Origin of the sequence: Ferruginibacter albus (assembly GCF_020042285.1) — a bacterium.
GTDB classification, from domain to species: Bacteria; Bacteroidota; Bacteroidia; order Chitinophagales; family Chitinophagaceae; genus Ferruginibacter; species Ferruginibacter albus.
The window spans coordinates 2,390,104-2,413,526 of the sequence record NZ_CP083388.1; the positions used below are offsets into that span (position 1 = coordinate 2,390,104).

At 38.2% G+C, this 23,423-nt stretch carries 11 protein-coding genes; 10 read left to right on the forward strand and 1 reads right to left on the reverse strand.

Annotated features, from left to right (window positions below; translation table 11 throughout):
• Positions 1-4 precede the first annotated feature (4 nt).
• From K9M53_RS10440 to K9M53_RS10470, 5 genes are all read left to right on the forward strand, one after another.
• Positions 5-1,459 carry a carboxypeptidase M32 gene (locus tag K9M53_RS10440; protein ID WP_224014573.1) on the forward strand — a complete coding sequence of 485 codons (1,455 nt, stop codon included), beginning with the start codon at positions 5-7 and terminating at the stop codon, positions 1,457-1,459.
• Between the two features lie 13 nt (positions 1,460-1,472).
• A complete protein-coding gene (locus tag K9M53_RS10445; RefSeq protein WP_224014575.1) occupies positions 1,473-1,955 on the forward strand; it encodes a hypothetical protein in 483 nt (160 codons plus the stop codon).
• Between the two features lie 132 nt (positions 1,956-2,087).
• A complete protein-coding gene (locus tag K9M53_RS10450) occupies positions 2,088-6,893 on the forward strand; it encodes a PKD domain-containing protein (protein WP_224014577.1) in 4,806 nt (1,601 codons plus the stop codon).
• A gap of 170 nt (positions 6,894-7,063) precedes the next feature.
• Positions 7,064-15,622: a PKD domain-containing protein gene (locus tag K9M53_RS10455; RefSeq protein WP_315857660.1), complete on the forward strand. Its 8,559-nt coding sequence runs from the start codon at positions 7,064-7,066 to the stop codon at positions 15,620-15,622.
• Positions 15,623-15,693: 71 nt separating this feature from the next.
• Positions 15,694-16,728, forward strand: coding sequence for a PorP/SprF family type IX secretion system membrane protein (locus K9M53_RS10470; RefSeq protein WP_224014579.1), 1,035 nt, complete (start codon positions 15,694-15,696; stop codon positions 16,726-16,728).
• Positions 16,729-16,893: 165 nt separating this feature from the next.
• Here K9M53_RS10470 and K9M53_RS10475 read toward each other — a convergent pair whose 3' ends face one another.
• The gene (locus K9M53_RS10475) at positions 16,894-17,625 is read right to left on the reverse strand and encodes a DUF4197 domain-containing protein (RefSeq protein ID WP_224014582.1); all 732 of its coding nucleotides are present in this window, start codon (positions 17,623-17,625) and stop codon (positions 16,894-16,896) included.
• Positions 17,626-17,817: 192 nt separating this feature from the next.
• Between K9M53_RS10475 and K9M53_RS10480 the strand changes: the two genes are divergently transcribed.
• From K9M53_RS10480 to K9M53_RS10500, 5 genes are all read left to right on the forward strand, one after another.
• Positions 17,818-19,116 carry a CinA family nicotinamide mononucleotide deamidase-related protein gene (locus K9M53_RS10480; protein ID WP_224014583.1) on the forward strand — a complete coding sequence of 433 codons (1,299 nt, stop codon included), beginning with the start codon at positions 17,818-17,820 and terminating at the stop codon, positions 19,114-19,116.
• A 96-nt stretch (positions 19,117-19,212) separates the two neighbouring features.
• Positions 19,213-20,562, forward strand: coding sequence for a dihydrolipoamide acetyltransferase family protein (locus K9M53_RS10485; protein WP_224014585.1), 1,350 nt, complete (start codon positions 19,213-19,215; stop codon positions 20,560-20,562).
• Positions 20,559-20,954, forward strand: a complete 396-nt coding sequence (locus K9M53_RS10490) for a ribosomal maturation YjgA family protein (protein WP_224014587.1) — start codon at positions 20,559-20,561, stop codon at positions 20,952-20,954. The genes K9M53_RS10485 and K9M53_RS10490 overlap by 4 nt, the downstream gene beginning before the upstream one ends.
• A 144-nt stretch (positions 20,955-21,098) precedes the next feature.
• Positions 21,099-21,428, forward strand: a complete 330-nt coding sequence (locus K9M53_RS10495) for a DUF805 domain-containing protein (protein ID WP_224014589.1) — start codon at positions 21,099-21,101, stop codon at positions 21,426-21,428.
• Positions 21,429-21,569: 141 nt separating this feature from the next.
• Positions 21,570-23,153, forward strand: a complete 1,584-nt coding sequence (locus tag K9M53_RS10500; protein ID WP_224014591.1) for a T9SS type A sorting domain-containing protein — start codon at positions 21,570-21,572, stop codon at positions 23,151-23,153.
• Positions 23,154-23,423: the final 270 nt, after the last annotated feature.

The following is a 23,423-nucleotide window of genomic DNA, read 5'->3' on the forward strand; positions in this document are numbered from 1 at the left end:
AAAGATGCAAAAAATAGCCGATGTAAAATATGCCTCGGCAGTTTTGCAGTGGGACCAGGAAACCTACCTGCCATCAAAAGGCAATGAAATACGTGGAAGGCAAATAGCTACACTCAGCGAAATAGCACATGAACAATTCACCGATGAAAAATTAGGCGGCTTGTTGAATGAATTAAATAACGCCGGTTTGGAAGACAAACAAAAGAAAAATATCTCCCTTACTTTAGAAGACTATAACCGAAATAAAAAATTCAGCAGCGATTTTGTACGCAAGCTTAGCGAGAAGACCAATAAAAGCTTTCATGCATGGATAGAAGCCCGCAAAGCTAATTCGTTTGAAATTTTTCAACAGCCATTGCATGAATTAATTGAACTGAAAAAACAGGAGGCTGATATCTTAGGCTACGAACAACACCCGTACAATGCGTTAATGAACGATTATGACAAAGGATTGACCGTGGCTATCGTTGATAACGTTTTTGCGGGCATCAAGCCTAAATTAAAAGAACTTTTAGATACCATACAAAGCAAGCCGCAAGTTGACTCCTCTTTTTTACATAAATATTATAATAAAGATGATCAATGGAAGTTTGGCGTAGAAATATTAAAACGCATGAATTTTGACTGGAATGCCGGCAGGCAGGACATCAGTGAACATCCATTCACCACGAGTTTTAATAATAATGACGTGCGTGTAACTACCCGGATTGATGAAAACAATTTCAGCAATATGGTTTGGAGCTGCATACATGAAGGTGGTCATGCATTGTACGAACAAGGGTTACCGACCGATGAGTATGGTTTACCATTAGGCGAAGCTTGCAGCTTAAGCATTCATGAAAGCCAGAGCCGTTTGTGGGAGAATTGCATTGGCAGAAGCTTAAATTTCTGGCAGTACAATTTTTCATTGTTACAGTCGTTCTTTCCCGAGCAGCTAAATAATATCAGCGTAGATCAATTTTATAAAGCAATTAATAAAGTTCAACCTTCGTTAATACGTACAGAGGCGGATGAATTGACGTATCATTTTCATGTAATGATCCGTTATGAAATTGAAAAGAAATTGATTGAAGGTAGCTTAGCAACCAAAGACATACCTGCTTATTGGAACGAGGCCTATAAGGATAATTTAGGCGTAACCGTTCCTGATGATAAGCAAGGATGCCTGCAGGATGTACATTGGAGCCACGGCAGTTTTGGCTATTTTGCCACTTACAGCCTGGGAAGTATGTATGCCGCACAACTCTATGCAACAATTTGCAGAGAAAATGTATCTATAGAAAAAGAAATCGCCTCCGGGAATAATAATTCGGTTCTAAACTGGTTAAAAACGAATATCTTTTCATCAGGCAGATATTACACCTCCGAAGAGCTTTGTAAAAGAGCGACCGGAGAAACTTTAAATCCAGGTTATTTTATTGAATATGCCACAAAAAAATATTCAGGGATCTACTCATAACAAAATAGAAAATATGCTTGCTTATATATATAGGGCCAAATTTGTTATTGCACTGCTTGTAGCGGGAGCATTGTTATTAACCAGCTGCTATAAAGCTCCTGTTAACCCTGATCCCCAATTGCAAAACTATTTTAAGCAAGAAGTTTTGGACAAGAACTTTGTTGTTACGCTGGCAACAGATAGCGGTGTTGATATAACATCCGCCTATGCCAAAGACACTTTTGTAATGAAAGGCACAACAGATACCTCTTATAATAATGGTCCGATGATAGCCCATACAGATGCAGGAATATTTACCGGCACCTGGTCTTCCAATACTAATGGCTATTTTGATTACAGCATTCTCACCATTGATTTTGATGCTCCCTACCCGGATAATTTCAAATTTTTCATTCGTCCCTGGAAATTTACCAGTAAAGCAGATTTTCCTACGTTACACTTAGCCCCTTACGGAGTAAGCACAGATCCTAAAGTGCTTACCATGCAACGACTTTAATTCCTTTAATATTGGTTTTGTGAATAAAAAAACTGCATATAAGGCAATTTTTTGACAATTATGGAGTTTATATAATAGACGTGCAATGTTTTTGCCCGTCATCCAATATTCATAAAACCAAAAGCACATCCTATGTTAGCCAGAATTGCGCTCAAAGCAACCTGTCTGCTATTATTAATCTTTTCAGGATTTTCCTCAAAAGCCCAATTACACGCAGATTTTGCCGCGACACCCTTAAGCTCCTGCGCTCCGGCAATTATTCAATTTTACGATTCTTCTACAGGTAACCCGACTTCGTGGACCTGGGATCTTGGGAACGGAACAACTTCTTTCCAGCAAAATCCATCAGCTACTTATTTTAACCCGGGAGTTTACTCGGTTAAATTAGTTATTAAAGATGCCTGGGGAAGCGATTCCATTACCAAAACAAAGTATATAACTGTAAATGCATTACCTACTGTAGCTTTTACGAGCAATACAACAACGGGCTGTTACCCGTTGGATGTTCAGTTTGCGGACCAAAGCCTGGCAGGTTCCGGAACCGTTGCTAAATGGGAATGGGATTTTGGAGACGGCTTTACCTCCAGTGATAAAAATCCCGTGCATACTTATACAGGCTCGGGCAACTTTAATGTAACCCTACGCATTACTAACAGCAATGGATGTACTAAAACACTTGCAAAAACACAATATATTACTATAACAAATGGAGTGCTTGCCAACTATACAACAGGTTCTTTAAGCAGTTGTAAACCTCCACTTACAATTAATTTTCAAAATACATCAACAGGAACAGGAACTTTAAATTACGCCTGGTCTTTTGGAGATGGTACTTATTCAACATTACCTAACCCTTCTCATATTTACACAACTTCAGGTAGTTACACGGTACAACTTATTACTTCTAATAATATTGGTTGCGCAGATACGTTGGTACAGAGCAATGCAATTTCAGTAGGTAGTGTAAATGCTGCTGTAGCGTTCGCAGATTCTGCCTGCCAGAACAGCATAGTAACATTTAAGAATACTTCTTCACCGGCAGCTTCGAGCGTGTTATGGAGCTTTGGAGACAATACAACCTCTACCGTTTCAACGCCCTCAAAAACATATACAATACCCGGAACTTATACAGTAAAGCTGATGGCTAATTTTGGTGCATGTAAAGATTCTGCCAGCAAGTCAATTGTTATTTCCCCACAACCGGTTGTTTTATTTTCTACAAATGATACAGCCTCTTGTAAATTTCCATTCACTGTTAATTTTAATAATCAATCTGCCAACGGCGTTTCTTATAAATGGAGTTTTGGCGATAATACTACCTCTACTTTACAATTGCCTTCGCACACATACAATGCAGCGGGCAATTTTACTGTTACATTGGTGGTTACTAACGCCAACGGATGTATGGACACTTTAGTAAAAACGGCTTATATAAAAATACAACCGCCGGCTATCTCTACTATTAATGCTCCTGATAGCAGCTGTGCTCCGTTTACAAAAACATTTGTAGCAAAAGTTTCATCAAGCGATTCTATTACAAATTATTTATGGGATTTTGGTGATGGCAATACTTCTAACCAGGTTTCTCCATCACATACCTATACTGCTTTAGGTAGCTTTACCGTAAGCCTTACCATTACAACCATTGGTGGCTGTACAGCTACTAAAACAATTAAGAATGGCATTGTTACTACTACAGCGCCTGATGTTGCCTTTTCTGTTAGCCCTAGAAATACCTGCGCTAAAGGATTGGTAAACTATTATGATTCGTCAATAGGAACTTCAACAAAGTGGCTCTGGGCTTTTGGCGATGGTTCTACTTCTACGATCCATTTCCCAAGTCATATTTATAATGATACGGGCATTTTCAATATACAATTGATCGCATGGAACAGAGGTTGCCCGGATACATTGAAGATCGACAGCATGGTACATATCAGTCCTCCTATTGCTAAATTCAAAGTGGATTTTACTTGTACTCTACCTTTTGATAGAACGTTTACTGACCAATCTATCGGTGCAGACCAATGGAACTGGGATTTTGGAGATGGATCTACGTCTACCCAACAAAGTCCTAAGCATACTTATGCCGATACAGGAACTTATACCATTGCATTAACTGTTTACAATAACCTAACCGGTTGCGATTTTACTACCAGCAAAACATTGAAGGTGGTAGATCCTAAAGCAATTTTCTTTGCATCGGATACTATTATCTGTAAAGGAACTGCTATTAAATTAACTGATCCCCAAGGATGGCCGGGTAATGTAACTTCTTATACATGGAATTTTGGCGACGCTACAGGCACTCCTGTATCTACCGTAAATAACATTTCGCATACGTACACTTCATCAGGCCTTTATACCAATACTTTAATTATAACAGATGTACTGGGCTGTAAAGACACCTTGAAAAAAGTAAACTATATTCGTGTGAACGGTCCTACTGCAAAATTTGCAGTACCGGCTACAGCTTCTTGTTCGTTTACTACTGTAAATTTCCTGGACAGTTCTTCAAGTGACGGTACACATCCTATACAAACATGGGTATGGAATTATGGTGACGGTACTAAAGACACTTTAACCAGCGGACCTTTTTCGCATACTTATAAGGTTGCAGGAAATTATACTGTATGGTTAAAAACTTTTGACTCTCAAGGTTGCGTAGATAGCGTCAAGCTGCCTACTACTTTGATCATTTCAAAACCTACAGTGGCGTTTATTTCATCAGATACACTTTCTTGTCCTAATAAGCCGGTAAGCATCGTTAATAGATCATCAGGTGTTAACCTTACTTATGTTTGGAACTTTGGTGACAACGCTACATCTACCAGCATCAACCCAACACATACTTATATTAACGATGGTATTTATGATATTAAATTAGTAGCTACTGATAAGTATGGCTGTAAGGACTCTCTTACTAAACCATCTTATGTTAGCATTAAAATACCGGTTGCTAATTTCAGCATGAGTGATTCTATCGGCACCTGCCCTCCTTTATTGGTTAGGTTTACCAACTTATCTGCCAATGCAGATACAATAAAATGGGATTTTGGTGATGGATCTACGTCTACAATAGATACTCCTACTCACTTTTATACCTATCCGGGCATTTATACTGTCAAGCTCGATATTAAAGGTTTTGGAGGATGTACATCGCATGTAGAAAAGAAGATAACCATTTTAGGTCCTACCGGTACATTCGCTTATACACCATTAACAGGCTGTATCCCGGTTAAAATTGATTTTAATGCAACAACACAAAATACGTCTTCTATTATTTGGGATTTTAATGATGGGGTAACATTAACTACCACCAAAGATTCCACTACCCATATATATGACCACTCCGGCAGCTATTTGCCAAGGATCATATTAAGCGACTCTAAAGGTTGCCATGTACCAATTATTGGTAAAGACAGCTTAAAAATATATGCTGCTACCGCAAAATTCGGTTTCAATGCTAAAACATTCTGTGATTCGGGCATGATATCATTTACCGATTCATCTTTCAGTAATGATAACATTACCGCATACACCTGGAATTTTGGTGATGGTTCTTCTTCTAACCTGAAAAACCCAACACACCAATATGCAACACCGGGTATGCATTATCCATCATTAACCGTAGCAACACAAACCGGCTGTATCAATTCAATGACAGCGCCTTTAGGTGTTAAAGTAATTCCTTCGCCAAAAGCAGGAATACTAACTTCCGGAAATGGTTGCGCTCCTTTGAATGCTAATTTTAACGGGCAACTGTTATTACCGGATACTTCTGCCATTGCTTGGAATTGGGATTTTGGAAACGGCAGCACATCAACACTGCAAAATCCATCACAGCAAAGCTATACCAATGCAGGAGTTTATAAGATCAAATTACGCATATTAAATAGTACAGGTTGTAGTGATACTACCAGCAAGATAATTGAAGCATATGCAGTTCCTGTAGTGGATGCCGGTAAAGATTTCACTATTTGCGAAAAGCAAGGGCAATCATTAAATCCTACCGGAGCGGATACTTATTCGTGGAGCCCGGTTAATGGATTGAGCTGTTCTAACTGTACCAGTCCTGTTGCTACACCGGCAAGTGAAACAAAATATTATGTTACCGGTGCAACAACACACGGATGTACTGCTAAAGACTCAATTGATATCAAGGTAAAATATCCTTTTACAATGACCTATGGCAATTCCGATTCATTATGCAGAGGCGGCTCAAGAACTTTTCATGCAAACGGCGCAGCTACTTACGCATGGTCACCATCAAGAGGATTAAGCAGCACAACTTCTGCTAATCCGGTTGCACAGCCAGATTCTACTACTACCTACCAGGTAATTGGTACGGATGACCTGGGTTGTTTTAAAGATACGGGTTATATTAAACTGAAAATATTCCAGATACCAACTGTTGATGCAGGACCGGACAAGACCATTAATGTTGGTCAGTCATTGGATCTTGTGCCAACCATTTCAGATGATGTTATCGATGTTAAATGGTACCCTACCGGTAGTGTTTCAAGAAATTTTTATCCAGGTATTACCGTTAAACCAAATCAAACTACAGAATACACTGTTGAAGTGAAGAACCAGGGAGGATGTACAATGAGCGACAGAGTAAGTGTATTTGTAGTATGTAATGGAGCAAATGTGTTCATTCCAAATACATTCTCTCCTAATGATGATGGGGTAAACGATATCTTTTATCCGAGAGGTACCGGTTTGTTCAGCATTAAATCTTTCAGAGTGTTCAACCGCTGGGGAGAAGTAATGTATGAAAAGCACGACTTTATGCCAAATAACGCAGCATATGGCTGGGATGGAACTTTTAAAGGCGTTAAGTTAAGTTCTGATGTATATGTTTATACGGTGGATATTGTTTGCGATAATAACAGTGTACTCACCTTTAATGGTAACATTGCATTAGTACGCTAAAAATGGAGCTTTGATTTATGAATATAGATGAAGGTCGGCTCAGGAGGCCGGCCTTTGTTTTTGAAGAAGATCGAATAAACGTTTTTGTTATTTAGAGCATCTTGAAATAAATTAATAGTCATAAATATCATTTTTTGGTACTTTTATTAAGTTTTTGCATCATATAATTAATGACGCTAACTGGAAACCATAAGAAAACCTTGTTGAAATTCACTTTTTCAATACTGCTTGCTTTTTGCTATACGTTTAGCTTTGCACAGCTCGCCGCTAATTTTTCTGCGTCGCCTGTTAGTGGTTGTGCACCCTTAACTGTTACTTTTCAAGATCTATCTTCAGGTAGTCCTACTGGTTGGCAATGGGATCTAGGCAATGGAACTATCTCTACACAACAGTCTCCCACTACCACTTATTTTAATGCAGGTAACTATACCATAACTTTGACTATCAGTGATATAAACGGAAATGATTCCATTAAAAAAAATCAATACATTACTGTTTATGATAAACCGACAGCAAACTTTTCCATCTCATCTACTACCGGGTGCTTTCCTTTGAGAGCTGGTTTTACAGACCTGTCATCCAGTGGCTCGGGAACAATTACTAATTGGGATTGGGATTTTGGAGATGGCAATAGCGATACATTACAAAATGCTTATCATAAATATGCCAGTACAGGGAATTATGCAGTTGCATTAAAAGTCACAAACAGCAATGGCTGTTCAAATATTTTGATAAAACCGGCTTTAGTAAAAGTAACCAATGGAGTTAAACCGGGTTTTATTAATTCTACACCTGTACATTGTAAAGCACCCGAAACGATAAGCTTTACAAACACCAGTACCGGTCCCGGTACATTAACCTATCAATGGAATTTTGGTGATGGCAATACTTCAACAGTTCAAAATCCTTCTAATAGCTATTTAACTTCGGATACTTTTTCTGTTCAACTGATCGTGAAAAGCAGCTCCGGCTGTACAGACACTTTACTAAAGACAGACAGCCTGATCATCAGAAATTATCAAACCAAGCTTTCAGGACCCGATAGTGTATGTATTAATACTGCTGCTAATTTTAATAATATTTCGCAGCCTTTACCTACAACCTCTTTTTGGAATTTTGGCGACGGCGATACTTCCAGCAGTTTTAACCCATCTAAAACATGGATCACAGCAGGCGTATTCACTATAAAACTAAAGAATGATTATGGTGTTTGTACTGATTCTATTTCCAAACCTATAAAAGTAACGTCCTCCCCTGTAGTAAAATTTTCAGTTGCGGATACTATTGGCTGCGTTGCTCCTTTTTCGACGCAATTTGTGGATTCTTCTTCTGGAGCTGTTTCATGGTTCTGGGATTTTGGTGATGGAAAAACATCCACTCAAAAAAATCCTTTACATACTTTCGACTCTTTAAAGTCGTATACTGTTTCGCTTACCGTTACAAATGCAGCTGGCTGTACTACTACCTTAAAGAAAACAAACTATATTAAACTGAGTAGATTATCTCCTGCTATCTTTTTTTCTAATCCCCAGGGATGCTTATCAACTTATGCAGTAGCTTTATCAGCAGGCTTAAGTTATCCTAAACCGGTTAATTATTTATGGGATTTTGGTGACGGTACGACATCAACTCTTACTCCTGTTTCTAAAAAATATTTAGCAACCGGAACTTATACTGTAAAATTATATGTTACTACTGCTGATGGTTGCAGTGATTCTGCAGTAAAGTCGAACCTAATAAAAATAGGTACACCAGTTGCTGTTAATTTTTCCGCAGCTCCATTAGTTCAATGCGTTGGAAAAAATGTCCAATTCACCGATTCAACTATTGGTGCCGATTCATGGATCTGGGATTTTGGAGATGGCACCACTTCTACCCTTAAAAACCCCATACATGCATATCAGCTCAATGGAACTTTTACAGTGAAGCTTACAGCAGGAAATAACGGTTGCCAAACACTTGTAACAAAAACTAATTATATACAGGTATTACCACCCGTTGCAAAATTTACTCCTGTTGTTGATTGTTCTAATAAAACATCTGTATCATTTACGGATAATTCTATACAACCTCAAACTTGGAATTGGAAATTTGGTGATAGCGATTCAATTACTACACAAAATGCGATTCATAATTATGCGGCATTAGGAAGTTACAATGTTGTACTTACAGTAACCAATGGAGGATGTGTAAACAGTAAAACAATAGCGATTAAATTAGTTAATGAGCATGCTGATTTTTCAAAAGCAAAAGATTCAGTATGTAAAAATACAGCAGCTACCTTTTCAGTAATTAATAGTACTGCAGCTAATATCACCAATTATACTTTTGATTTTGGTGACGGCACTATTGTAAGTACCGCAGCTCGTACCCTATCGCATACATATGTTACTCCGGGCACCTATTCAGTAAAACTAACTATTACTGATATTAACAGTTGTAAAGACAGTATCACTAAGGTCAATTATATTACTATTGTAGGACCAACAGCAAAATTTACCGCGATGCCAATGGCAGGATGCAAAGGAGTAAAAATTAATTTCACAGATAACTCCCTAACGGATGGCAATCACCTCATAAATAAATGGCAATGGAATTATGGTGATGGAATTATTGACAGCATTTCAACTCCCCCTTTCAATCATATTTATAATACCACGGGAAGCTTCCCCGTGAATTTAAAAATAAAAGATTCTAATGGATGTACTGACTCTATTTCATCCGCTACCCCGATAATTGTAACAATGCCTAAGGCAGCCTTTACTTCAAAAGATACTTTATCCTGCATCGGCAATATTATTACGCTTACTAATACTTCTACAGGCGTTACGCCAACTTATGCATGGACCTTTGGAGACGGCAATAGCGCTACACAGCCCGCTCCCACTTTATCCTATGCTGCCGATGGAAATTACAGCGTTAAATTAATTGTTACGGATGTAAATGGCTGTAAGGATTCTCTTAGCAGAAGCAATTTTATAAAAATAAAGACATCAAAAGCTGCTTTTACGGTAAGTGATTCTGTAAGCTCCTGCTCTCCTTTCCAGGTAAATTTTACCAACACTTCTTTAAACAGTACTTTACAAAATTGGGATTTTGGAGACGGAACCACTTCCACTTCTTCAAGCCCCGTACATTATTATTCAACGCCCGGCGTATACACTGTTACATTGTATGCCAAAGGACAAGGAACTTGTATTGACAGCATTAAGCGAACCATTCGTTTGTACCCTTCAACGGCTGTTTTAAAATATTCTCCTTTGCAATCCTGCTCTCAGATAAGTGTAAACTTGCATGCCACTACAGCAGGACCCGTAAGCTATTTTTGGGATTTTGGAGATGGCAATACTTTACAAAGCAATGATTCCATCATTAATAAACCTTATTCATTTGCAGGAAGCTACGTACCTAAAGTAATTTTAACCGATCCAACCGGCTGCCAGATTCCATTGATAGGCACCGATACCATCAAAATAACCAAAAGCAACGTCAATTTTGGTGTAAGCGATTCTTTGGTGTGCTTCGGGCAACCTATAACATTTACAGATTCCACCATCGGCAATGTTCCTATAAAATCTTACAAATGGACTTTTGGAGACGGTGCAACTTCTTCGCAACAAAAGCCTGTTCATTCTTATTCATCAGCAGGCAATTATAGCATAAGCTTAGTAGTAACTACTACAGATAACTGTAATGACACTTTGCTTAAAAGCAATTTTATCCATGTATATGGACCAACGGCCAAATTCACTGTCTCATCTTTAAAAGGTTGTCAGCAAAACAGCATAATCAACTTTACAGATAATTCAACAACCGACAGCATACACGCAATTGTAAACTGGCATTGGGATTATGGAGATGGCATTATAAAAGATTTATCGTCGCTCCCATTCACGCACATTTATGACACATCCGGCTCTTTTGTACCCAAATTAAAAATAACGGATAGTTATGGTTGCAGCGATAGCTTTATGTTGAATGTGCCAATAATTGTAACCAACCCCAAAGCTGCTTTTGTAGCATCAGACACTTTAGTTTGCTCTTCTTCTACTGTTATTTTCAATAATAATTCAACCGGCAGCAGTTTAACATATGCGTGGTCGTTAGGCGATGGCAATATATCTATTCAAAAAAATCCATCAATATCATATGCAGATGGTGTTTATACTGTAAAGCTGGTAGTTACTGATAATAATGGCTGTACTGATTCTTTGCAAAAAAACAATTATATAACCGTTCAAACTGCAAAAGCATTATTTATATTAGATGACTCTGTAACATCCTGCCCTCCGTTAAATGTTCATTTCACCAACAACTCCATAAACGATACTGCCGTAATATGGTCTTTTGGAGATGGAGCTACAAGTACGACCAACAATCCTGTTCACACGTTTTCAACCCCTGGCAAATACATTATTACATTAATTGCTAAAGGACCGGGGGGATGTGCAGACAGTGCTAAAAGTACTGTTGAGATATTCTCGCCGCTTGTTTCTGTAACATATAGTCCGTTGATAAGTTGTTCCGGCTTAACTGCAACATTCCATGCAAGTTCTTCGGGTCCCATGGATTCTTATTCCTGGAATTTTGGGGATGGAGACACAGCGATCTCTATTTCTCCGGATACTACGCACGATTACATTACTCCCGGGAATTATTTGCCTAAGTTGATCGCAAACGATCCATCGGGATGTAAGATCGCTGCAAATAATACCGACTCTATTCACATTATTAAAAGCTTTGTAGCTTTTAAAGCAATAGATTCTTCTGTTTGCTTTGGCAATGCCATTACGTTCGCAGATAATACTAGCTCAACAGGCATTATTGCTTCTTATCATTGGGATTTTGGTGACGGAGATACTTCATCTCTTCCAAATCCTGTGCATGCTTATGCTGCTACAGGAGCTTATACAATCAACTTAAAGGTTACCACAACTAACGGCTGCATAGATTCTCTTGTAAAGAATAATTATATACATGTTTATGGACCTAAAGCAAAATTCGGAGTATCTGCAAATGCAGGCTGCCAACCTTTATCTGTAAATTTTTTAGATAGTTCCGGTACGGATGGAATAAACACTATTACCAACTGGCAATGGAACTATGGTGATAGCATTATTGAAAATCTTATAATTCCTCCTTTTACTCATATATATAATTTTGGATCTTTTATCCCTTCTTTAAAAGTAACGGATGCATTCGGATGTAGTGACAGCATTACATTAGCCAATCAAATTTTTGTGACCAATCCTAAAGCGGTTTTTTATGCCTCTGACTCACTGATTTGCTCTTCCACTTCAATTACATTCAATAACATTTCAACAGGCAATAACTTAACATATGCATGGTCGCTAGGCTCAGGAGCTTCTTCTGCACAAAGTCCAACTACAACGTACCCAACTGACGGGATCTATTCCGTAAAATTGGTAGTTACCGATATTAATGGCTGTAAAGATTCTCTGCAAAAAGATAATTATATAACTGTTCGAACAGTAAAAGCAGCATTCACGTTAAATGATTCTCTTACTTCCTGCGCTCCTTTGAATGTTCAATTCACTAATAGCTCGGTTAACGACACCGGCTTTGTATGGCATTTTGGAGATGGTTCTACCAGCACTGTTCAAAATCCTTCTCATAGCTTTACAGATTCAGGAACTTTTGTGGTAACATTAGTAGCTCAAGGTCCGGGCGGTTGTGTTGATAGCGCTAAACATACGGTTAAAGTATTTTCTCCGAAAGTATCTTTAGCTTATAGTCCGTTAAACAGCTGCTCGGGATTAAATGCAACTTTCCATATTACATCAACAGGTCCAATTGTCTCTTATACCTGGGATTTTGGAGATGGAGACACCGCCACAACAACTACTATAGATACAACTCATAATTATAGTACGCCGGGAAATTATTTACCGAAAGTATTTGCCAACGATATCTCTGGATGCAAGATTCCGGCAATTGGAACAGATAGCATACATATTACCAAAAGCAATGTAAGTTTCTTTACAAGTGACTCTGCGGCTTGTTTAGCAAGCGCTGTTCACTTTAGCGACGCAACTACTTCTACAGGTAATATCATTTCATATCATTGGGATTTTGGCGATGGAACTGCTTCAGTGCAACAAAACCCAATACACACGTATGCTTCAACCGGAACATACAGTATTAAGCTTACTGTAACAACGATCGAGGGTTGTATCGATTCGCTTTCAAAAACTAATTATGTTCATGTATATGGACCCAAAGCTAAATTCGGAGTTTCGGCAACTAAAGGCTGTCAGCCTTTATCTATCAATTTTTTAGATAGCTCCACTACAGACGGAATAAATTCCATTACCAACTGGCAATGGAATTATGGAGACGGAACTATTGAAAATCTTACAACATTACCTTTTGCCCATGTATACAATTTCGGTTCTTTTACTCCTTCATTAAAAGTAACAGATACCTTTGGATGCAGCGATAGCATTACATTGAACAACCAGATTTTCATAACCAATCCTAAAGCAGGTTTTTATGCATCTGATTCTTTAGCCTGTTCTTCTACGCAGGTAACATTCAATAATGTTTCATCAGGCAATAACTTAACGTATGCATGGTCGTTAGGCTCAGGAACTTCTTCTGCACAAAACCCAACCACTACTTACCCTGCAGATGGAACTTATTCTGTAAAACTGGTAATTACCGATATTAATGGCTGTAAAGATTCTTTACAAAAGGATAATTACATAAACGTACAAACAGCAAAAGCATCTTTTACTTTAGATGATTCAGCTACTTCTTGTCCTCCTTTAAATGTACAGTTTACCAATACCAGCATTAATGCAAATTCTATACAATGGAATTTTGGTGATGGTGCAACAAGTACAAATGCAAATCCAACACATAGTTATTCTACTTCCGGCACATATATCGTTACATTGATCACCAATGGAGCGGGAGGATGTATAGACAGTTCCAAACATACTGTCCAGATTTTCTCTCCAAATATTTCTTTAAGTTACAGTCCGTTAAATAGTTGCTCAACATTAAATGCAACATTTCATGCTACCTCTACGGGTCCAATAACATCTTACACCTGGAATTTTGGAGATGGAGATACTGCAGCAAGCGTTAATCCGGATATAACACATTTGTACAGCACTCCGGGTGTATACCTGCCTAAAATAACAGCGCATGATATTTCAGGTTGTAGCATACCCGTAACCGGTAGTGATAGCATTCATATAACTAAAAGCAATGTCAACTTTACGGCCAATGATACTGTAGTTTGCAGTGGCGAAGCAATTGGGTTTACCAACGCAGTAACCTCTACTTCTTCCATCGCATCTTATCAATGGAATTTTGGAGATGGAACGATATCATCTCAACCAAACCCAACACATAAGTATATTTCCGCAGGAATTTATTCTGTTAAATTAGTTGTTACTACAATAAACGGTTGTGCTGATTCTATTACGAAGAATAATTACATCAAGGTAAACACCGTTCCTGATATAAGCATTACCAAGCCTGTATCAGGCTGTGTACAAGTCCCTGTGACCTTCAACGGTGTTTGGAATAATGCAGATACATCTACCATACATTGGTCGTGGACATTTGGCAATGGCAATACATCAGCCTTGCAAAATCCGGTTACGCAATTATATAATACCGCAGGTAATTTCCCTGTACTTTTAATTGCTCAATCTTTAAGCGGCTGTGCAGATACAAGTTCTACAAGTATTTCTATAAATGGTTCGCCGGTAGTAGATGCAGGAAGCAACGTAAATATCTGTTCCGGTGCACAGGCACAATTAAATGCAATCGGAGCCATTTCATATACCTGGTCACCGGCTACTAATTTAAGCTGTACCAATTGTGCCAACCCTGTTGCAACACCTGCTAATGATATAACGTATTATGTAAAAGGAGTTGCAGCAAACGGATGTGAGAATACGGATTCTGTTTCTATCAAAATTAATGGCAGGTTTACATTAACCGTAACACCCAAAACTGATTCCTTATGCTTTGGACAATCGACACAATTAACCGCATCCGGTGGAGGCAAATACATATGGAGTCCTGCTTATAAACTAAGCAATCCGGGAATAAATAATCCTGTAGCAACACCTGATTCAAGCATTACCTATAAAGTAGTAGCAACCGATAACAATAATTGCTATAAAGATTCTGCCACAGTAAAAATTTCTGTATTTGCTTATCCAGTAGTAAATGCCGGTCCAGACAAAAGAGTGTTCCTCGGAGAGCCGGTAACACTATCTCCTTTTTATTCAACTGATATAAATTCCTGGACCTGGACACCTTCAACCGATTTAAGTTGTTCAAGCTGTCCTAACCCTACTGCATCTGTACAAAAAAGTACTACTTATACTGTCAAAGTAATGAATGCGGCAGGTTGTACGGCACAGGATGAAATAAAGATAATATTACCTTGCGAAGGCAGCATTTTCATTCCCAATACCTTCTCTCCTAATGGAGATAAAGTGAATGATGTTTTTTATCCAAGAGGAACTGACGTGTATATGATCCAGTCTCTCCGCGTATTCGACCGTTGGGGAGAGCTGGTATTTCAACGCACCAATTTTGCTCCCAATGTTGAATCCCTGGGATGGGACGGACGCATCAATGGAACAACAGCCAGCTCTGATGTATATACTTATATAATTGAAATAATATGTAACAACAACAATATTTCAACTTTTAAAGGAAATGTTAGCTTAATTCGATAATAAAAATGAAAGTATGTCGTTTATATATTGTGCCGAGTGACAATCGAGAAGTCCAAAAATCCAACAATACCATGAAACAATTTTTTCGTAACCCTCTGTATTACCTGCTATTGCTGACTTTGTTCAGTACAGCAGCTTCAGCACAGGACATTCACTTTTCTCAATTTTTCGAAACGCCATTATTACGTAATCCCGCTTTGGCTGGTATATTCTCAGGCGATATGCGCCTGCAGGCTGTATATCGTACACAGTGGCAAAGCGTAACTGTTCCTTATCAAACAACTTCGGTAAATGGTGAATTTAAATTACCTATCGGTAAAGGATACGATTTCATTACCATTGGTGGACAAGTATTATACGATAAAGCCGGAACAATAGCCTTAACTACTACTCAGGTATTACCAACTATCAATTATCATAAGTCGTTAAGCGATTATAAGAATATGTACCTATCGATGGGTTTTATGGGAGGTATTGTGCAACGCAGTCTTGATCGCAGCAAAGTAACTACCAACAGCCAGTTTGATGGTAATAATTATAACCCCGGCTTATCAGACGGAGAAAATTTTGCTCAAACTTCGTACAGCTATTTTGATGGAACAGCCGGTGTTAGCTTTAACTCACAGGTAGGTGACGATGAAAAAAGCAACATGTACTTAGGCATCGCTTATCATCACTTTACTAAACCAAGAGGCATCTCTTTTTATGAAGATCCAAATATTCAATTAACTCCTAAATGGGTGTATTCAGCAGGCTTACGCTTAGGTACTTCTGATGATTCGTATGTTACTTTCCAGGGAGATTATTCACAGCAAGGACCTTATACTGAAACAATAGCAGGCGCTATGCTGACTAAAAATTTAGATGAAGAAGAAACACCTAAATACGCTATCAGCGGTGGTTTGTATATGAGGTGGAAAGACGCTATCATTCCTGTAGGAAAATTAGATATGAATCCACTGTCTGTATCTGTTAGTTATGATATCAATACCTCACAATTAACATCAGCCAGTAGCGGAAGAGGTGGTTTAGAATTAGCATTGACTTATCAAAAATATTTTGAAAACAATTCCAGCAAGGACGCCGTAAGATGTCCGCGGTTTTAAGTAGCAATCGTATATCTACAAAGGTCGTGTACTAACAAACAAGAGCTTTTGTTTTTATGGATTGTTTGGATAACAAGCCCCCGATTTCGGGGGTTTTTTGTTTGCAGTTAAACAAAAAAAGCAGCCGGTAAAAGCTGCTTTGATAATTTTATTATTACTTAAATATTATTTTCCGAAGACCTTCTTTAATATATCTGTAACCTGTGCTGCAGGGTCTTTACGTATCTTTTGCTCCTGCAATCCAATATTATAAAATAAACCGTTCAATGATTTATCGGTAACATATCCTACGAGGTCAGGATTTACCTTTTGCACAAATGGGATTTTATTATACGTAGTGAAAACCTCGTTCCAGTATTTGGTAGCATCAAACTTTTTTAAAGAGCTGTCAATAACAGGTCTGAATTTTTGTGTAAGCTGAGACGTAGTGCTCTTTCTTAAGTAGCTAGTGGCGGCTGTATCGTTTCCCTGTAATATTTGCAAACCATCCGTAATGGTCATGTGTGTAATAGAATTCAGGAAAATATCTCCTACGCCACCTGCTGCATCCTCTGCCGCCCTGTTCATAGAAAGAATAGCTTTATCAACCATGCTGCCCATGCCCATACTGCGTAAAGTACTTTCTACTTTTTGCGCTTCAGGAGGTAATAGTATTTTAATAGCTGCATCTTTAAAAAAACCGTCCACCTTGCTTACTTTGGCAACGCTACTGTCTGCCCCTACTTTCAACGCTTCTTTTAAGCCGCTTATAATATCATCATTGCTCAATCCCGGCTTTGCCTTATTAGTACTTGGAATTGCTTTTTGCACCTGGTTCAATAATCCTCCAATACCTTGCGCATGAACATTACTGTTAGCAATTACAGATACCAGCACGATCGAAATAATTTTTTTCATAGATCTTTTTTTGTGTTACAAATGTAAATATGTTTCTTATTTAAAAACTTGTTTGACGTTCTTGCTGCTATTAAACAGACGGACCCTATGACCAAAATGGAAAAGAAAAAGTTTAATTATTAAAGCTTATTTTATATAATCTATACATAGTTACTCAATAATTAATGAATTATATTGCAACAAAAAGTGCGGATGATCAAAGCCAGCATTATTACTATAGGCGATGAATTATTAATTGGGCAGGTTGTTGACACCAATAGTGCGTGGATGGCACAGGAGCTTAACAAAGCAGGCATCCCTGTTTTAAGACGGGTATCTGTAGGTGATGACTGGAATGAAATATGGCGGACATTGAATGAAGAAAGTAAGAATGCTCATATTATTTTAATTACCGGTGGATTGGGACCTACCAGCGATGATATCACCAAGCAATTACTCTGCACTTATTTTAGTGGCAAAATGGTGGTGAACGAAGAAGCGCTTGCCAACATAAAATATCTTTTTGAAAATGTGTTCAAGCGACCGTTGATCGAGCGCAACCTGAAACAAGCAGAAGTACCCGATACCTGTAAAGTAATTATTAATAAGAGAGGCACAGCCCCTGGTATGTGGTTTGAGCGACCGCTTTCAGGATCTGTAATCGGTGAAGCGTTGCAAAAAGAATCGTTGAATTTAACGCAGGTATTTGTGGCAATGCCCGGAGTTCCTCACGAGATGAAAGGTATTATGCAGGATGATGTTATTCCACTTTTGAAAAATACATTTTCCTTAGCTCATATTTTTCATCGTACCTTATTGACTGCAGGAGTAGGCGAATCTTTTTTAGCCGAACAGCTGAACGACTTTGAAGCATCCCTTCCATCGCATATTAAGCTTGCGTATTTGCCTAATTATGGAATGGTACGTTTACGTCTGTCAACACAAGGCTTTAATGAGAGTTTAATTCAAAACGAAATTGACCTGCATTTTGAAGCATTGAAAATATTAGTAAAAGATCATTTGGTTACTACCGAAGATGAAACAATGGAGAATGTGATAGCAAATCTATTACTTTCAAAAAACAAAATAGTAGCCACTGCCGAAAGTTGCACGGGTGGTTATATTGCACACTTGCTTACTTCTATTCCAGGTTCATCTAAATTTTATAACGGAAGTGTCATTAGTTATTCCAATGATGTAAAAGAGGAATTGTTATTTGTTGATGAGGAGTTAATAAAGGTGCATGGCGCCGTTAGTGAACAAGTGGCAGTTGAAATGGCAACCGGCATATTGAACAGGATCGAATCGGATTATGCGATCGCTGTGTCAGGAATAATGGGACCTGATGGCGGCTCTGCTGAAAAGCCCGTAGGCACTGTTTGGATCGCCGTAGGCAATAAGGATAAAATAACTACACAATTATTTCATTTTCGTGTTGACAGGTTGCGAAATATTCAACTGACAGCTTTAAATGCATTGAATTTGCTGAGAAAATTTATTTTAGAAGAATAACCTTACTACATAGTCATAAACTTCCTTTTGCAGCTTGGAGCTTCTAGCTTATTTTCACTACCTTTAACTATTCAATTTTACACTTCAAATTGTCGTATGAGCTTAGTTGATCTTGTAATGCCGAAATTAGGCGAAAGTATAATGGAAGCTACTATTTTAAGATGGCATAAACATCCCGGAGATGCTATTAAGGAAGAAGAAACTGTGTTGGATATTGCTACCGATAAAGTAGATAGTGAAGTTCCATCAACTGCTGCAGGAGTGATCGAGGAATTATTATATAAAGAAAACGATGTAGTACCTATCGGTGCTGTTATCGCTAAAATAAGAATCAATAGCAACGCATCGGTGAGTACACCTACTCCACCACCTGCGCCTCAGGCGGAAGAATATGAAGAAGCAAAGCTGGTAGAAGAAGTTCCTTATCAACCTTTAAATGTTCCACCTCCAACGAATGGCACATCTTCTTCCGGCATTCGTTTTTATTCGCCGTTGGTATTAAATATTGCTGCGAGTGAAGGCATTGGAATGGCGGAACTGGAAATGATTCCTGGAACAGGACAAGATGGACGTGTGAGCAAAAAAGATATTTTGAATTATGTAGAAAACAAACGGCAGACAACACCCGGTAATCGTGAAACGATATATACTCCCGCTTCTCATGTCACACCTCTTACTACTCACAATTCGCAACTGGCAACTCATGAATACGCTCCTCCATCACTAACGACTACGGGTAACGTAGAAATTATTGAAATGGATAGAATGCGTAAGCTGATTGCAAAACACATGATCGATAGCACGCATACCAGCGCTCATGTAACCAGCTTTGCAGAATGTGATGTTACCAATTTGGTTTTGTGGAGAGATAAAGTAAAAAAGGAGTTTGAAAAAAGAGAAGGGACAAAGATCACCTTCACTCCTTTATTTGTAGAAGCAATTGTAAAGAGCATAAAAAAATATCCGCTTTTAAGCAGCTCTGTTGATGGTGATAGAATTATCATTAAAAAAGATCTTAACATTGGCATGGCTGCTGCTTTAGCCAACGGGAACCTCATAGTACCTGTAATTAAAAATGCCGATCAGTTGAATTTGGTTGGTCTTACCAAACAGGTAAATCATTTAGCAAGCGCGGCACGGACAAATTCTTTAAAACCGGATGATACCGTTGGAGGCACTTTTACGTTATCCAACATTGGTACATTTGGAAGCATCATGGGCACCCCTATCATCAACCAGCCACAGGTAGCTATAATGGCGGTGGGTGCTATCAAAAAACGTCCGGTTGTAATAGAAACTTCTCAAGGTGATAGTATTGCCATCCGGCATATCATGTTCATTTCATTGAGCTATGATCATCGTATTATTGATGGAGCCCTGGGTTCTACATTTTTGAATGCTGTGGCAAAAGAACTGGAAGCGTTTGATGTGAACAGAAGCATATGATCCGCTTTAGTAAAAGTTATTTTGCTGTAACTATTGCGTTATTATTGATCGAAGTATTTATTGCATTATTTATACATGATGCTGTTATAAGACCATACATCGGCGACTTCCTCGTTGTTATTTTGCTCTATTGCTTTGTACGTTCTTTTTTGAATACATCTATCCTTGTCACGGCCATTTGTGTTTTATTATTTTCTTATGTGGTTGAAACAGCACAATATTTTAAGTTCGTTGAAGTACTCGGCTTAAGCAATTCAAGGTTAGCAAAAATAATTATTGGGACTTCATTTGAATGGACGGATCTGCTGGCTTACACTGCAGGTATCCTATGTGTTTTATTATTCGAAAAATTAATAGCCAAAAAACAATTGCTTAGGAATACAGTAAAATAATTTTCTTGATAATTTACAAGTCTCCTAGCATCTTTTAAAATTTTCTAATACATTTGATGCCTTATGGAGACCAGCAACCATATTAAAAACGGGGCGTTAATCTGAAAAGCCATACGAGTAAGACCAAATCAAAACCCAAAAAAAATGAACTACTATTTAAAAGTTTTACAGAATTATGCAGTGTTTAATGGACGTGCAAGAAGAAGTGAATATTGGTACTTCTTTTTGTTCAATGTGCTAGCGTCTATTTTATTTACTGTTATTGGCAAAGTGATCGGCTTTGAAGCTATATCTACAGTTTATACATTAGCAGTTTTAGTTCCTTCTATCGGAGTAGCGGTAAGAAGAATGCATGATGTTGGTAAAAGCGGGTGGTTTGCGCTTATTCCCATCTATAACCTGGTATTAGCATTAACAGAAGGAGAACAAGGAGAAAATCAATATGGCCCCGATCCAAAAGCAGAAACTATATAGTTCAACAAATCATTAAATAAGAAAGGGAGTGAATTCACTCCCTTTCTTATTTATACATCGTTTATTTTAGTAACAATTCCTTAATGATTTCTTTACAATAAACTTAGCTACTGAAACTTCTTTTGCAGAAATATTATGCAAATGAAGAAAATTTACTTATCAGCGATCACTCTATTCGCTTTTTCTCTTTTATCACACGCTCAATCATTTACCGCAGGTAATATTGTGGTATATAAAGTTGGAGATGGAACTACAACACTTTCCAATGCCTCCTTTCCTATAACATTAGACGAATATTCGCCTGCAGGAGTATTGGCGCTATCACATCCAATGCCAACCGCTGCTTCAGGCTCTAACAAAAGAATAGTAGCTTCAGGTAGCGCTACTTCTGAAGGACAAATGACAAGATCATACGATAAAAGATATTTGATAGTGCCGGGTTACGATGCTGCTACCGGTGTAACCGGAATTGCCAGCACTACGGCTTCTGCTAATAATCGCATGGTTGGAATTGTGGGCTTTGATGGATCCATCGATGCAACTACAGCATTAACGGATGCTTATTCAGGCAATAATCTAAGAGGTGCAACAAGCACCAACGGTACAGACATTTGGGTGTCTGGAACTCCGGGAAGCATTAAATACACCACTAAAGGAGCAACTACGTCTGTATCTGTTACCGACAGTCCTTCCAATACACGTACCGTAAATGTTTTTAACGGGCAACTTTATGGAAGTTCTGCAAGCGGAACTTATTTAGGAGTTTTCTCTGTAGGAAGTGGTGCTCCATCTACCTATGCAGCAGGTGCTTCAAGTATTTTGAATGGTTTTCCCCGAGCTAAAATCGGTTCAGTAACTCCAAGTGAATATGGTTTTGCTGTAAACCCATCTACTACTATTGTTTATGTAGCAGATGATAACTCTACTGCCAATAATGGTGGCATTCAAAAATGGACATTAAGCGGTGGTGTATGGTCGATGGCATATGTATTAAATTCAGGTTTAAGTGCAGGAGCAAGATCTGTTATCGTTGACTGGAGCGGCGCTAATCCTGTTATTTATGCAATCACTGCAGATGCTACCAACAAATTGGTAAAAGTTACCGATGCAGGTTCATCATCAGCTTTTTCTACTTTAGTTACAGCAAGCGCCAATTATGTTTTTCGTGGATTGGCTTTTGCTCCGGAAGATGCGCCAGTGCCTGTTAAGTTAACGAGTTTCACTGCGGTTAGCAATACCAATGCAGTTCAATTACATTGGATCACAGCACAGGAAATAAACACTAAAGAATTCACTGTTGAAAAAAGCATTGATGGCATGAGTTTTACAGCCATTTCAAAAACCAATGCAGCAGGAAATACCGGCACAACTCATAATTATCAATCAGTTGATAATAACCCTTCTGCAGGCACCAGCTATTACAGGTTAGTAACAACAGACATAGATGGCAATCTTTCTTACAGCGATATTGTGAAAGTTAGATACAGTGAAAATATTTCTATATTCCCTAACCCTGTTAAAGATCAATTTACTATTTCTCATCCTGCAAGTACGAATGCAATTTTAAGCATTTCTGATATTCAAGGTAAAAGATTGAGATTGGTAACCATAACAAACGGCAGCACTTCTACAAAAGTTTCTGTAAACGGTCTTTCAAAAGGCCAGTATATAATTAAATACAGTGACAAAAATAGTGTTACAATAAAAACATTGATAAAAGAATAATACGCATAAGCAATTGATTTAGAAGCCGGCTGAACAGCCGGCTTTCTTTTTATAGTAAAAAGTCAAAAATTTGGGTTAAACATCAAATTTTAGTTTATAAAACATATCTTTGGCGTTCCAAATAGTTTGATCTTAGTATCCGGTTTTTTTACGATAAAAATCGTTGTAAGAGCATAAAAGGCTCTTATTTATCCTCTTCCATTTCCTCTTAATAACCAGTTATTTCTCCAATTCTCCTGCGTTACCGCTTGATGCCTACTTAACCGATCA